Genomic DNA, 13,754 nt, shown 5'->3' on the forward strand with positions numbered 1-13,754 from the left:
TCCATTGTCATATCCGTTTCTAGCGACCCTCCATACTTAAACTGGAGGGCATCCTAACCGGACAGTATCATTGACAGTCAGCGAAACAAGCCAGCGTTGATGAAGCCGCCATCCACAGCCAGAACTTGACCATTAACGTAGCGAGACTCTTGAGAAAGCAGAAAAGCGACGACCGAGGCGATTTCCTCAGGCGTACCATAGCGCTTCATCGGTACTCGAGCATGCCACTGTTCTCGCACCTCGGACGTGTGCATAGCTTGTGCCAACGGCGTATCGACTGGCCCCGGAGCAACCGCATTAACGCGGATATCATGGCTTCCCAGCTCATTACCCATTACCCAAGTGAGAGCATTCTGCCCCGCTTTGGAAGCCCCGTAAGCGCTACGCCCTTTATTACCACACAAACCAGATACGGACGAAATATTGACGATCGCTCCTGGAAGCTTCTTATCCAACCAATAGCGCACCAAGGTTCGTGATGTAATGAAGGTGCCAATGACATTGATATCGAGGATCTTACGGAATGCATCAACATCGGTTTCGGCCATCAGGCAATCCATGCCGATCCCCGCACAGTTGACCAAGCCACCCAGCATGTGGCGAGCCGAGAAGTCCCATATGGCTGATTCGACGGAAGCCTCTTGGGTAATATCGCATACTTGGCCATTTTCATCGGCGATGCCGAGTTCTCGACAGGCCTCAGACAACTTCTCGCTTGACAGATCCAATAGGCAGACAGCCACCCCTAGGGCGAGCTGTTGACGTGCTACGGCGAACCCAATGCCGGAGGCGCCTCCGGTAATGACCACTGCAGGTTGTGAGTCCATGTTCATCATTAACCCTTATTGGTTATTGTTGATCGTTTTAATGGGGAATAGTGCTCCTTGTTGAACAGAGCCGGCCGATCAGTTATCGGGCAACCACTCTTCGAGGGTCACTTCAAACGTCATGCACACCGGGTTCCAGCCTGCCAAAAAAGGCCCGCCATAGACGTTTCCGTCTGTATCGGCCACGATGCCGGCCAGCGACGCGCTGAGCGTACCCTCGGCAAGGGAGCGCACCTCACCGGCCATACTTACCACTTCTACCGCGGGGCCATTGATCTCTTGATAGCCGCCATCGAGCGTTCCCAGACAGGCATCAACAAGACTACCAAGCCCACCGCGCACGAATGCGTTCTGAAAACCTTCGGCCAAGCATAGCTTCTCTATTCCTTGAACCAGGTCTTCATTAGGGGCGATGCGCGCATAGGCCACTCGCCCCATACGGCCGGTTTCGACCTTGACCAATTCGCCTGCCTTTTGGGTATTAGCGATATGAGATGTCATGTCACGACTCCTTATAGGGTTTCAATAGAGGAATATTGGTCTCCTCATCGAATGCTTGACGTAACTCGAAGCCATCAATTGCCGTTACAAGCACCGAAATGGGGGCAGGACCAACGATAGAGGCTTTAGGTAAAATGTGGCCGCCTTTGGCTGTGCCGACTTCAGTACACAACGTCGCGTGGCAATGCACGAGCGGCTGGTTCTGCATGTCCTTACCTAACGTAGCATTACCAAACACCATGAACCCCGCACCAGCGTCGATAGGACGTGAGTAGGCAATGACGGCATTTCCGGAGGGGTCTGGTGGTGCAACGCAGTATTCCAGATGGCTAAAGTAACCGCTAAGGATAGTTGTCGAAGCGCTGGTCACTCCCAATGTCAGCAACGGTTCTACCAGGGCGTCATGCAGCGTACGCCCGGGCTCGAGCTGTAACCGAATGTGACGTCCACTCTGATGATGCATGCTTTGAATACGAACCGGATTGAAACTGCCGGCGTGTCGCATCAAACGTGGACGATGCAAGCCTTTAAGTGACATACGTGTCATGACGTGCGCTCCCTATCCTCTATGGCTTGCCGGATAATCTTCTTGGTAATCTTGCCGTAGTTCGATTTGGGCAGGGTGTCGAAAAAGTGGTACCGGCGCGGTACTTTGTAGCTTGCGACGCAGGACTTGACCCACTCGCGGAGCGTCTCGGCATCCAGGCATCTGTCTTCAGCTAGCACGACGGCAGCCACGCCTATTTCTCCCCAGCGTTCGTCAGGCATACCGACCACTGCGACCTCCCGAACATCGGGGTGGGTCAACATTTTCTCTTCGATCTCACGCGGATAGATATTGGAGCCGCCCGAGATGAACATGTCCGACGCGCGCCCCGTTATATATAGAAAACCCTCATCATCGATATGGCCAAGGTCACCTGTAAGGAACCAGCCGTTACGAAAAGATTTCTCATTAGCTTCGGGGTTGGCGTAGTAGCCAGCAAATACACCCAAGCCGCAAACACAGATTTCGCCACTTTCATAAGGCGGGAGTTCGTTGCCCGCACTGTCCTGAATGGAGACCTGCATGGCAGTACGATCATAGCCACAAGAACCTGGTTTCATATCGTCATCACGTACGCTGTGCAGCGCGCTTGGCAGCACCGTGATATTGCCCGTCACTTCTCCTAGGCCGTAGTACTGCACCAATACGTTGCCAAGTTTTTCGAGCGCGACCTTTTGATCGGCCCGGTACATGGGAGCGCCTGCGTAGATGACATAGCGTAAAGACGAGTGGTCGTAACGGTCGACAGCCGGATCCTCGACCAGCATATTAACGATCGTCGGAACCGTGAACAGGTTAGTGATGCGGTGATGCTGAATCAGGCCATAAATTTCTTCCACGTCAAACCCCTGCCCGCTCGGCAACACCGTTTTGACGCCGCGTGCGAGCTGTGTCAGGTAGTGGATGCCGGAACCGTGCGAGAGAGGCGCGACCACCAAGCTGGCGTCATTGGCTTGTTCAGTGCCCGGCATCAGGTCACACAAATGGTTCGTCGTGATGAAGCCCATTTGACCATGTGTCAACACGGCAGCTTTCGAACGCCCCGTCGTGCCGGAAGTAAAGAAAAACCAGCAAGGGTCGTCATGTTCTACGTCGACGTTAAGGCACGTTTGCCCTAAATACTGATGCAAAAAGTCATCATACGTCACATCGCCAAACGAACCAGGACCAACGCGTACGGTATGGGTGAGCGCATGGTGGGAGGTCGCGAGAGCGGAGTAGTGGGCTTCGAACTCTGCGCCGACAATGAGTATCTTCGCTTGAGTCAACTCCGCCAGCCATACCACATCGTCAGGAGCGATACGAAAGTTCGCTGGTGCCCATACGGCCCCTAACCTAAATGCTGCGAGCTGAGTCTCGATCATCTCGAATCCATTACGACTATGGACGAGAATACGATCTCCTTTCTGAATCCCCTTTGCCTGAAGCGCCAAGGCCAAGGCACTGACACGCTGATCGAGCGATTGCCATGAGAGCGTTTTTTCCCCCATTACTAGGGCGTCTTCATTTGGAAAGCGTCGTGCTGCTTGGGTCAGGAAATTGGCAATGTTCATCACACGCTTGCTAGTAGGGATGACGCCGCCAGCTGGAGCTTGTTTGGATTGGTTCACTGGCTTCTCTCCATGATACTCACATAGTTAGCAACCGCGGCTCCGCCCATATTGAATACCCCTGCCAAGCGGGCATCAGGAATTTGCATGTCCCCTGCTTCGCCCATCAGTTGCAGGCAAGCCATGACATGCATGGATACACCAGTTGCTCCGACAGGATGACCTTTAGCTTTAAGGCCTCCAGAAGGATTGACCGGCAGTTTGCCGTCCTTGTGTGTCCATCCTTCGCGTATCGCGCGATACCCCTCTCCAGGAGGCACTAGCCCCATCGCCTCGTACTCGATCAACTCGGCGATCGTGAAACAGTCGTGCGTTTCTACAAAACTGAGATCGTCGAGCCCCACTTGCGCGGTTGTAAGTGCCGCGCGCCATGCCTGCGCAGCACCAGCAAATGCGAGCGGATCACGGCGACTGAGAGGCATGATATCGTTGACATGAGCACGTGCTCGGAAGGCAATGGCGCGTTTTAGAGTACGCGCGGTCGCCTCATCGGCGATCACAAGGGCAGCCGCCCCATCAGAAACCATCGAACAGTCGGTACGACGTAGCGGACCTGCCACAATCGGATTCTTCTCGCTAACACTATTACAGAGTTCAAAACCCAGATCCTTGCGTACATGCGCATAGGGATTAGCGACACCGTTCTTATGGTTCTTGGCAGCAATCATCGCTAACTCTTCACGACGGTCGCCGTAACGGGAAAAATACTCGTCAGCAATATGCCCAAAAACGCCGGGAAAACCACTTTCAGTCATTTCTTCCTTACGGTAACTGGCACCAAGCAAAATATCCCCCACATCGCGTGTTGGCAGCCCGGTCATTTTTTCCGCGCCAACAACCAGCGCGATGCGCCCTCTGCCCGCTTCGACGAAATCCATCGCGGCGTGTAAAGCTGCCGAGCCAGTGGCGCAGGCGTTCTCAACACGCGTCGCTGGTGTATGAGAAAGGGCGGGGTCTACTAAAGCCACTAAACCAGCCTGAAAGTCTTGCTTTGAAAAACCGTTGTTCATTACACCCAAGTAGATGCCGTCAATATCTTTAGCGAACACCCCAGCGTGATCGATTGCATCGCGCGTTACTTGGGCAATCATACCCTCGGTATCGACCTCATCGCGTTTGCCAAAAGGCAGGTGCGACCATCCCACGATCTGTGCTCTATTGGACATATCAATCCCGCATTCCGTATTATGATACTTATAAAGAACCCTATATAAACACTATCCTTCGATATTTCGGGTTTCAACTCAAATATCGATATATAAACTAATTTACTAGACCACATTATGGAACATAAGGATTGCAGCAATGTCATCTGTTAAAGGAGCACAATCAGTCTCACGCACGTTTCAAGTATTGCGGGCCATTGCCAGCGGACTCGGCAGAGGGGTGACGCTGGCGTATGTCACCCAACGCACCGGGCTGGCAAAGCCAACGGCTCATCGTCTATTGCAGGCATTGATTGCGGAAGGCGTCGTCGAAAAAACGCCTAGCGAGGGCTATGTATTAGGACCTGAATGCTATGGACTAGGCGTTATTGCCGACCAGCGTTATGGCCTTGCCCGTATCGCTTCCGGCCCTGTCTCGCGGATTGCAGCGGAATGTGGGGATAGCGCATTCTTCTCGATCCGCAGCGAATGGCACACCCTCTGCCTCCTTCGAGAAGACGGGACCTACCCCATCAAAACCCATGTGCTACAGCCAGGTACGCGTCTGCCGCTGGGAATAGGCGGAGGAGGGATTGCCATGCTTGCCGGCCTCGACGACGATGAAATAGAGCGATGTCTGGCCGCAACGGCCGCAGAGTGCGCCAAGCATTTTCCGCATGATCTTCCAGAGAACAAGTGGTCGCATATCGCCGAGTGCAGGATGCTGGGCTACGGCATCAATCGTGGCTCGGTCGTTGCGGACTCTTGGGGACTTGGCGCAGCCATACGTGACAGCGAAGGAAGCATCATCGGGGCATTGACCATTGCCGCCATCGGCAGCCGCCTCCAGCCGGAGCGCCAAGAAGAACTAGGGCCTCAGCTAGTGCGGGAGGCCGCCGCGTTAGAACGTAAAATTCATGCGGCTCAAAAAATGCGCAATTAAGAGCGGCGCGCTCCACCATCCATGACATATAAGCATAAGATGACTGGGGCGCACTGCTGCACTTGTTTCATAACACTGAGAACGCCACCCGCCATCCTCGCCACCATCCCGCCCTCTTTGAAAGGCCAGATTACAGTAAGAACAAAGATAGGCTGGGTACGTAAATAATCAAGAGCAAGCCAACTAACGCGGCCACTAGGAAAGGCAAGACCCCTACAGCAATCTTCCCTAGTGGCAGCTTGGTGATATTGGCGGCGACGAACAAGTTGATGCCTACAGGCGGCGTAATCAAACCAATCGACAACGCAGTCATAAGCGCAACACCGAACCAAGTAAGATCGAGACCAAGACTGACCGTCACTGGTAGAAAAATCGGTAGCGTAATAAACATGATTGTAATGGCATCCATGAACATGCCTGTCAGCAAAACGATTAACATCATAACCAAGACTATGGCCCATGCATTATCGCTGATGCCGAGCAGCGCATCCGCATAGTCGCTGACCAAACCATCGACGACGACGACCCACCCGAACAGACTCGCAAACGCGACCACGAGCATTACTACGGCCGATGAACTTGCCGACTGAACAACGCTGTCGAACAACGACCTCAACGTCAACGTACGATAGATGACAAAACCAACGAGCATAGCGTAAACGCTCGCCACGATCGCCGCCTCGGTCGGCGTAAAAATACCACCATAAATACCGCCGAGAATCACCACAGGAGTGAACAACCCCCAAAATGCGTTTATAAACGCCTTGCCCAAACGCTTCCCATAAGGGAGCGCCGTATCAGATGCCGAGTCGTCAAAATGCAGGAACACATCTCCTGAGGAAGGTTTTTCACTTGGCGGTACCCACTTGGCAAAAGGTAATGCACATAACATCAAAGTACCCAACACCAAACCGGGAACGACCGAGGCAAGAAAGAGGTCTGCGATCGACGTTTGAGCCAGAATGCCGTAGATGACCAATCCGATCGAAGGCGGAATGATTAATGACAAGGCAGCACCTGTACAGACCAACCCGGCCGCAAACGGACGAGAGTAGCCATCGGCGACCATGCCACGGATGATTAATGGGCCGATGGCGGCCACCGACGCCGGACCAGAACCGCTTACTGCCCCCCAGAACAAACACACCACCGTACCTACCAACCCCATTCCACCGGGCAAACTGCCCACCAGAACACGAAAAAAATGGATCATCTTCCCGGCAATGCCCGTAATCCCCATGATGTTTCCAGCCAGGATAAAAAAGGGAATTGCCAGTAACGAGTACTTGGCAATTCCCGTGATGATCAGATCGCCCACCATATTGAACCCAAACCCCATCTGGTACATGGCATACATCGCAGACAGTGCCAAGCTAAAAGCAACAGGAACGCGCAGCAGCACAAGTACAAAAAACACGATGATCATCTGGGTACCGGTTGTTAGCTCCATCATTATTCTTGTTCCCCCAATTGCCGGAACTCAACCACGGCCAACTCAATCTGACGAATGAGCAACATCAAAAAACCAAACGGCACGATCAACGTGTAATACCACTGCGGGACCTGCAAGGCGCTTGAGACGACGCCACTACCGTATTGATTGACGAGCAAACTGTAGGTAAACCTGCTGCAGAGCAGCAGGGTTGTCATGATCAATAGCGTCGACAGGATTACTAGCGCCTTTTTCAAGTAACGCGGCACACTATCGTAAAGCACCGTTACGGCCAGGTGCTGACCATGCCTAGCCGCGATGGCACCTCCGAATACGGTCAGTAGCACCATGCCATTCACGACCAGCTCTTGACTCGAAGCCATGGAAAAATTTGTCAAATTTCTTACGACAACATTAACGAAGCCTAGGAACGTCATGCATAAAAAGACGACAACACATATGACTTCTTCGAAGTGACGCCAGAGAAGCTTCATGCTCAATATCTCCTAGCCTAGACTTTTTTCATTAGCTGTTTATTGTGCAGACATGTTCTCGATAGCGTCTTCGAATGACCTAACCAAGTCTTCACCTACCCTCGAGGACCAACGCTCGTAAACAGGCTGAGTGACATCACGAAATGCCTGTAGCTGCTCCTCTGATAGCGTCGTAATCTGCATACCATTTTGTTGCAGCGTATCGATACCCGACGCGGTAGCGTCGCGTGATACGGTGACTTGATACTGCATGGCTTCATTGGCAGCCTCCTCAACGATCACGCGAGTCTCGTCATCCCAGCTATCCCACAGCCGCTTGCTAACACCGATGAAAATGGGGTCATAAGAGTAATGCCATTCGGTCAGATACTCCTGCACCTCATAGACACGCTGGGGCACGATGATCGAGCCAACTGGATTCTCTTGACCATCGACCACGCCTTGCTGCAACGCCGAGAACGTCTCGGTCCACTGGATTTGCTGCGGGTTAGCGCCTAGCGCCTCGAAGACATCGATATACATGGGACCCGCGACACGAACCTTCATCCCCCTCAGATCCTCAGGCGCCTCGATGGGACGAACGCTGTTGGTCAGCTCACGAAAACCATTCTCCCCCCAAGCCAGCACTTCGATACCGTGATTTTCGACAATGGCCTTGACTTGCTCGCCGGGCTCACCCTGTATGGCAGCATCGACTTGCGAGTAGTCGGAAAACAGATATGGCAGTGAAAAGACCGCCATTTCGGGAATTAGCGGCGTCACATTGATTGCTGAAGTGATTAAAAAATCCAGATCCCCTCGACCCACCATTTCCGCCTGTCTCATTTGATCACCACCCGAGAGAACGGCATTGGGGAAAACCTTAATGCCTAGCTGACCCTCCGATGCTTCATTCAGAATCTCGTGGAATTTTTCGGCGCCTTTCTGCCAAGAGGTTTCATTAGAAGTATTATGCGTCAGCCGGTATGTTTCCGCATGCGCCACGGAGAAGATTGAAAAGCTGCTGATAGACAGCAGGATGGGCATCAGGTGTTTTGTTCGCATGGCGAGCCTCGCTTTTATATTGTTTTAGGTGTCTTACCAATATTTCACTATATGGAATTTTATTAAATATTATTTATCAAGAGTGACGTAGCGACAAACCGAGCGCTATAAGACAATAGTTGAATGACTCAAGGCATGATCACTAAGTTTTTATAGATTACTAATTTCATTAGTTTTTTTATTAAAATATCTTTTTTTTAAAAATTGGAAAAAGCGTCCACATTGCGGCTTCGACAACTGCAAAAAACCACTATATGGAACTTTTATTCTTTAGTTGCATTGCTCATCAGATTTTAAAAGACTATTTTTCAAACTCACCTAATCCTATAAATTGACTCCGCCACAACAAAAACGAGATTCTTATGGCACTTAAAATAAAGAAAGTAGCGTTGCCAGCTTACTTATGCATCACAGCTATCACCGCGGCCGCCGCTCAAGCCGATACATTACGGCTTTCCAGCGAAACCAGTGAAGCCACCAGCCGCACTCAAGGAGGTGTACGATTTGCCGAGTTGGTCGCAGAAGCGACCGGTGGCGACATGACCGTTAACGTTTTCGCCAATGCGGTATTAGCGGGCGGCGACCAGTTAAGACAAGCCGAAATGGTTGGTCGTGGTGATATAGACTTCGTACTGTCGACGGCAATTTCTATCTCACCCCTCATTCCAGAAATGTCCGTCTTCTCCCTCCCCTATCTCTACAGCGGCTATGAAGAAGTCGATGCCACGCTAAACGGCGAGCCAGTGCGCAGAATAGAAGAGATCATGTCGCAGCATGGATTGATCGTGCTCGGCTGGGGTGAAAGCGGCTTCCGCGAGCTCACCAACAGCGTTCACCCTGTCAAGTCTCCAAGCGATTTGGAGGGCATGAAGGTTCGCGTTGCCGGCCCCATGTTCATCGATATCTTGAACGACCTTGGTGCTAACCCGCAGCAAATCCAGTGGACAGAAACGTTCCCGGCGTTACAGCAAGGTGTCGTTGACGGACAGGAAAACCCCGTTGGAGCTGTAATTGTGCCCCAGCGCATTTATGAAGTGCAGGACTACCTGACTGAGTGGCATTACTCCTACGATCCCGCCTTTCTGGCCGTTAGCCAAAACCTTTGGGAGAGCTGGGACGACGAAATGCAACTGGTTATGAAAAATGCTGCTGAGCAAGCCATGGCTTACCAAAAGAATCTCACGCGAGAACTTACCGCCGAAGGTAACAGTTTGCTCGAAGAGAGGGGGATGGAAATTTACACTCCTAATCAAGCAGAGATGCTAGCGTTTCGCGAGGCAACACGCGCCTCCTTTGACAAGTGGACCGAGCGAATTGGCCCACCTCTGGTCGAGGTTTTCCAAGAAGCCATTGAACGGTTGCAATAACACGACGGGGCGTATTAGGAGAGTAAATTAACGTTAGTTGACTCCGTTAGCACGTCTGCTGCTAACGCCTCGGGGAGAGTTTGATGAAAGCCTTAATGCAAGACAAGCGTGTGGTAGTCATTGGAGCAGGTTCATGTGGAGAGGGGTGGGGTAACGGCAAGGCGGCCGCCTTCCTGTATGCTCAAGAGGGTGCTCGAGTGCTGGCAATTGATCGAGATCGAGCCGCTGCCGAAGAGACCCAGCGCCTAATTCGTGAAGCGGGCGGTATCTGTGAAGTAGCAGCTGCGGATGTCACACTATCAAGTGACGTAGCGGATCTGACCGAGGCCGCCATGGATCATTACGGTGGTATCGACGTACTGCATAATAACGTGGGTATTTCGTTCACCGGCGGCCCAGAAGAGACGACCGAGGAGGAGTGGGAGCGATTGATACGCGTCAACCAGACGAGCGTGTTTTTAACTTGCAAGCATGTGCTCCCCATCATGACAAAGCAGCGTGCTGGCAGCATTATCAATATTTCTTCGATCGCTGCGCTACGCTGGATAGGCTTTCCTTACTCAGCCTATACGACTTCAAAAGCAGCTATTCTTGGATTTACTGAAAATTTGGCTGCTCAGTATGCTCCTTACGGCATCCGGGCCAACTGTATCCTACCGGGGTTAATGGATACGCCCATGATTTACTCACCATTAACAGCTGCTTATGGAGGGAATGTCGAAGAGATGCGAGCGCAACGCAACAAACAGTGCCCGATGGGATTCATGGGTGATGCTTGGGACATCGCCAATGCGTCGCTGTTTCTGGCCTCCGATATGTCTCGTTACGTCACCGGCACGCGTCTGGTAGTCGATGGAGGTCTGTCGCTAGGGGCCGTACGCCCGTAAAACAAGCACGCGTAAAAACCCAAGGGATTGCCATATCTGGTGGTTGCCCCCCCTTTTGCCTAAGGCCTCTGCTCGTATTCTAACACAGCGGCACCGTTACCGGCCGTGTATGAAAACACCACGCCGACTCGAAAAGCTCACCCTCGTTAACAGCGTCCGCTATTTTACGAGGGTGAGCTCAATGCTGCTGAGACGATCTTAGCCCAACACTTCCAGCCCTTTCTCGATGATGGAGAGGCCCTCTTCCAGCACGTCACTCGATACCGTTAGCGGCACCAGGATGCGGATGCTGTTGCCGTAGAAACCACACGACAACAGGATCAGGCCCTGCTCGCGCGCCTTGGCGCAGAGTACCGCAGTGGCGGCGGGGTCGGGCTTGCCGTTTTCATCGACGAGCTCGAACGCGGCCATCGCGCCCAGCTGGCGGCCGTGGGCCACGTGAGCAAAGCGCGCTTCCCACACCGCAAAGCGCTCGGCGAGCATGCGGCCCATCTGCTCGCTGCGCGCGAGGATGTTCTCTTCTTCGATCGTCTCGATCACCGCCAGCGCCGCCGCGCAGGCCAAGGGGTTTCCGCTGTAGGTACCGCCGAGCGAATTGGGGCCGGAGGCGTCCATGACGGCAGCGGTTCCCACGACCGCGGAGAGCGGCATGCCGTTGGCCAGGCTCTTGGCGGTGGTCAGAAGATCCGCTTCGACACCGCTGTGTTCCAGCGCAAACAGCTTACCGGTACGCGCGAAGCCGGACTGCACTTCGTCGGCGATCAACAAAATGCCGTGCTCGTCGCACAGCGCGCGAAGCGCTTGCAGGTACTCCGGTGAAGCGATGTAGAAGCCGCCTTCGCCCTGGACCGGCTCGATCACGATGGCCGCAGTGCGGTGCGGGGCGATGTCGGTCTTGAACAGCGTGCGAAGGGCCTCCAATGAGGCCTCTTCGCTGATGCCGTGGATCGGGTTCGGGAACGGCGCGCGGAAGACGTCGCCGGGCATCGGGCCGAAGTCGTTCTTGTAGGGCAGCACCTTGCCGGTCATGGCCAGCGTCATCATGGTGCGCCCGTGGAAGGCGCCATCAAACGTGATGATACCGGTGCGGCCAGTGGCGGCGCGGGCGATCTTCACCGCGTTTTCCAGCGCCTCGGCGCCGGTGTTGACCAGCATCGCCTTGCGCTCGGGCCCGCGTACCGGAGTCAGCTCGCAAAGCTTCTGGCAAAGCTGCACGTAGGGCGCGTAGGAGATCACCGCCGCACTGGTGTGCATCACCTTCTTGAGCTGCGCTTCAACGGCGGCCACGATTTTCGGGTGGCGGTGGCCCAGGTTCAACACGCCGATGCCGCCGGCGAAGTCGATCCAGCGCTGGCCGTCAGCGTCCCAGATTTCGGCATTTTCTGCGCGCTCGGCAAACTGGGCGGTCGGGGTCGCGGCGCCCTTGGCGACAAAGCGGTTCTTCAGCTCGTTCAACTCGTGGTTCGTCATTTCAACTCCTCTTATAGACCGCCGACGCAGACGTATTTCAGTTCGGTAAACTCATCGAGCCCGTGGTGCGAGCCTTCACGGCCAAGCCCGGACTCCTTCACGCCGCCAAAGGGCGCAAGCTCGGTGGAGATCAGCCCTTCGTTGACGCCGACCATGCCGTATTCGAGCGCCTCCATGGTGCGCCAGATGCGGCGGTAGTCGGTGGCGTAGAAGTAGGCGGCCAGGCCAAACGGCGTGTCATTGGCCATGGCAATCGCCTCTTCGTCGCGCTCGAAGCGAAACACCGGCGCGACCGGGCCGAAGGTCTCTTCAAAGGCCACGACCATCTCGGTGGTCACGTCCGCCAGCACCGTGGGCGTGTAGAAACGCTCGCCGGCCTCACTCACGCTTCCGCCACACACCACGCGAGCACCCTTGCCCTGGGCGTCGCTGACGTGGCGCTGCACCTTGTCGACCGCCGCCTGGTTGATCAGCGGGCCGATGACGCTTCCCTCCTCGAGGCCGTCGCCGACCTTCAGTGCCTGAACGCGGGCGGCGAGCTTTTCGACGAAAGCGTCGTACACGCCGTCCTGGACCAGAAAGCGGTTGGTGCAGACACAGGTTTGCCCGGCGTTACGGAATTTCGAGGCGATGGCGCCGTCGACCGCGGCGTCGAGATCCGCGTCATCGAAGACGATGAACGGCGCGTTGCCGCCCAGCTCCATGGCGGTCTTCTTGACCGTGCTGGCGCACTGGGCGAGCAGGCGTTTGCCGACCGGCGTGGAGCCGGTAAACGACACCTTGCGCACGCGCGAATCCGTGGTCAGCACCTCGCCCACCTCGGCGGGGTGACTGGCGGTGACCACGTTGATGGTGCCGGCGGGCAGCCCCGCCTCAATTCCAAGGTACGCCGCGGCGAGTGCCGTCAGCGGCGTGGCTTCGGCGGGCTTGATCACGACGGTGCAGCCAGCGGCCAGCGCCGGAGCGCACTTGCGGGTGATCATCGCCAGCGGGAAGTTCCAGGGCGTGATGGCGGCCACCACGCCGACCGGCTCGCGCGTGACCAGAATCCGCTTGTCGGCGGCGTGGCCTGGCAGGGTTTCGCCGGCCATGCGCTTGGCTTCTTCGGCGAAGAACTCGATGAACGAGGCACCGTAACCCACTTCGCCTTTCGCCTCGGCCAGCGGCTTGCCCTGCTCGAGGGTCATTAGTCGGGCCAGGTCGTCGGTATGCTCGATGATCAGCTCGAACCAGCGGCGCAGAATCTTCGCGCGCTCCTTGACCGGGGTGGCGCGCCAGGCGGGGCCGGCTTCATACGCCGCCGCGACGGCCTCTTCGGTGTCGCGACCGCCAAGCTCCGCGACGCGGGCGATGGTCTCACCGGTGGCCGGGTTGTCGACGGCGAAGGTTGACTCACCCTTGCGCCACTGCCCGCCGATGAGCGCCGGGACGCTGTCGTTCAACCATTGATCGATAAAGCTCATGAAGTGCTCCTGAATGAATGAAAC

General features: G+C 54.9%; 13 protein-coding genes. 3 read left to right on the top strand and 10 right to left on the bottom strand.

All coding sequences use genetic code 11. The features are described from left to right. Nucleotides 1-77 precede the first annotated feature (77 nt). The 5 genes from RN347_RS15320 to RN347_RS15340 all read right to left on the bottom strand — a co-directional run bounded on the left by RN347_RS15320 (nucleotide 78) and on the right by RN347_RS15340 (nucleotide 4,651). Nucleotides 78-827: an SDR family NAD(P)-dependent oxidoreductase gene (locus RN347_RS15320; protein ID WP_311958831.1), complete on the bottom strand. Its 750-nt coding sequence runs from the start codon at nucleotides 825-827 to the stop codon at nucleotides 78-80. A 78-nt stretch (nucleotides 828-905) separates the two neighbouring features. Next, a complete protein-coding gene (locus RN347_RS15325; RefSeq protein ID WP_311958832.1) occupies nucleotides 906-1,328 on the bottom strand; it encodes a DNA-binding protein in 423 nt (140 codons plus the stop codon). Between the two features lies 1 nt (nucleotide 1,329). Next, nucleotides 1,330-1,875 (bottom strand): PCC domain-containing protein, encoded by a 546-nt coding sequence (locus tag RN347_RS15330; protein WP_311958833.1) that lies wholly within the window; start codon nucleotides 1,873-1,875, stop codon nucleotides 1,330-1,332. After that, the gene (locus RN347_RS15335) at nucleotides 1,872-3,485 is read right to left on the bottom strand and encodes an acyl-CoA synthetase (protein WP_311958834.1); all 1,614 of its coding nucleotides are present in this window, start codon (nucleotides 3,483-3,485) and stop codon (nucleotides 1,872-1,874) included. Before RN347_RS15335 ends, RN347_RS15330 begins: the two co-directional genes overlap by 4 nt. Further along, nucleotides 3,482-4,651, bottom strand: coding sequence for an acetyl-CoA acetyltransferase (locus tag RN347_RS15340; protein WP_311958835.1), 1,170 nt, complete (start codon nucleotides 4,649-4,651; stop codon nucleotides 3,482-3,484). Before RN347_RS15340 ends, RN347_RS15335 begins: the two co-directional genes overlap by 4 nt. A gap of 139 nt (nucleotides 4,652-4,790) precedes the next feature. Between RN347_RS15340 and RN347_RS15345 the strand changes: the two genes are divergently transcribed. Further along, on the top strand, nucleotides 4,791-5,573 hold the full coding sequence (locus RN347_RS15345; protein ID WP_311958836.1) for an IclR family transcriptional regulator: 783 nt from the start codon (nucleotides 4,791-4,793) through the stop codon (nucleotides 5,571-5,573). Between the two features lie 130 nt (nucleotides 5,574-5,703). On the opposite strand, the gene RN347_RS15350 is transcribed toward RN347_RS15345, so the two are convergent. Genes RN347_RS15350 through RN347_RS15360 form a run of 3 tightly spaced genes read right to left on the bottom strand, consistent with a single transcriptional unit; the run spans nucleotide 5,704 to nucleotide 8,543 of the window. Then, a complete protein-coding gene (locus RN347_RS15350; protein WP_311958837.1) occupies nucleotides 5,704-7,026 on the bottom strand; it encodes a TRAP transporter large permease in 1,323 nt (440 codons plus the stop codon). Beyond that, nucleotides 7,026-7,499, bottom strand: coding sequence for a TRAP transporter small permease subunit (locus RN347_RS15355; protein WP_311958838.1), 474 nt, complete (start codon nucleotides 7,497-7,499; stop codon nucleotides 7,026-7,028). The genes RN347_RS15350 and RN347_RS15355 overlap by 1 nt, the downstream gene beginning before the upstream one ends. A 39-nt stretch (nucleotides 7,500-7,538) precedes the next feature. Then, nucleotides 7,539-8,543, bottom strand: a complete 1,005-nt coding sequence (locus RN347_RS15360) for a DctP family TRAP transporter solute-binding subunit (protein ID WP_311958839.1) — start codon at nucleotides 8,541-8,543, stop codon at nucleotides 7,539-7,541. Nucleotides 8,544-8,905: 362 nt separating this feature from the next. On the opposite strand from RN347_RS15360, the gene RN347_RS15365 reads away from it, so the two are divergent. Both RN347_RS15365 and RN347_RS15370 read left to right on the top strand, forming a co-directional pair. Further along, nucleotides 8,906-9,910 carry a DctP family TRAP transporter solute-binding subunit gene (locus tag RN347_RS15365; RefSeq protein WP_311958840.1) on the top strand — a complete coding sequence of 335 codons (1,005 nt, stop codon included), beginning with the start codon at nucleotides 8,906-8,908 and terminating at the stop codon, nucleotides 9,908-9,910. An 83-nt stretch (nucleotides 9,911-9,993) separates the two neighbouring features. After that, on the top strand, nucleotides 9,994-10,797 hold the full coding sequence (locus RN347_RS15370) for an SDR family NAD(P)-dependent oxidoreductase (RefSeq protein WP_311958841.1): 804 nt from the start codon (nucleotides 9,994-9,996) through the stop codon (nucleotides 10,795-10,797). Between the two features lie 198 nt (nucleotides 10,798-10,995). Here the strand turns inward: RN347_RS15370 and gabT are convergent, their stop codons facing one another. Beyond that, nucleotides 10,996-12,267 (bottom strand): 4-aminobutyrate--2-oxoglutarate transaminase, encoded by a 1,272-nt coding sequence (gene gabT / locus RN347_RS15375; RefSeq protein ID WP_311958842.1) that lies wholly within the window; start codon nucleotides 12,265-12,267, stop codon nucleotides 10,996-10,998. A gap of 11 nt (nucleotides 12,268-12,278) precedes the next feature. After that, the gene (locus tag RN347_RS15380) at nucleotides 12,279-13,730 is read right to left on the bottom strand and encodes an NAD-dependent succinate-semialdehyde dehydrogenase (RefSeq protein WP_311958843.1); all 1,452 of its coding nucleotides are present in this window, start codon (nucleotides 13,728-13,730) and stop codon (nucleotides 12,279-12,281) included. Between the last annotated feature and the right edge of the window lie 24 nt (nucleotides 13,731-13,754).

The organism is Halomonas sp. PAMB 3264, assembly GCF_031954245.1.
Lineage (GTDB): Bacteria > Pseudomonadota > Gammaproteobacteria > Pseudomonadales > Halomonadaceae > Vreelandella.

Coding starts and splice junctions, on each gene's coding strand:
- RN347_RS15320 (WP_311958831.1), bottom strand. CDS start 827: ATGGACTCACAACCTGCAGTGGTCATTACCGGAGGCGCCTCCGGCATT.
- RN347_RS15325 (WP_311958832.1), bottom strand. CDS start 1,328: ATGACATCTCATATCGCTAATACCCAAAAGGCAGGCGAATTGGTCAAG.
- RN347_RS15330 (WP_311958833.1), bottom strand. CDS start 1,875: ATGACACGTATGTCACTTAAAGGCTTGCATCGTCCACGTTTGATGCGA.
- RN347_RS15340 (WP_311958835.1), bottom strand. CDS start 4,651: ATGTCCAATAGAGCACAGATCGTGGGATGGTCGCACCTGCCTTTTGGC.
- RN347_RS15345 (WP_311958836.1), top strand. CDS start 4,791: ATGTCATCTGTTAAAGGAGCACAATCAGTCTCACGCACGTTTCAAGTA.
- RN347_RS15350 (WP_311958837.1), bottom strand. CDS start 7,026: ATGATGGAGCTAACAACCGGTACCCAGATGATCATCGTGTTTTTTGTA.
- RN347_RS15355 (WP_311958838.1), bottom strand. CDS start 7,499: ATGAAGCTTCTCTGGCGTCACTTCGAAGAAGTCATATGTGTTGTCGTC.
- RN347_RS15360 (WP_311958839.1), bottom strand. CDS start 8,543: ATGCGAACAAAACACCTGATGCCCATCCTGCTGTCTATCAGCAGCTTT.
- RN347_RS15365 (WP_311958840.1), top strand. CDS start 8,906: ATGGCACTTAAAATAAAGAAAGTAGCGTTGCCAGCTTACTTATGCATC.
- RN347_RS15370 (WP_311958841.1), top strand. CDS start 9,994: ATGAAAGCCTTAATGCAAGACAAGCGTGTGGTAGTCATTGGAGCAGGT.
- gabT (WP_311958842.1), bottom strand. CDS start 12,267: ATGACGAACCACGAGTTGAACGAGCTGAAGAACCGCTTTGTCGCCAAG.
- RN347_RS15380 (WP_311958843.1), bottom strand. CDS start 13,730: ATGAGCTTTATCGATCAATGGTTGAACGACAGCGTCCCGGCGCTCATC.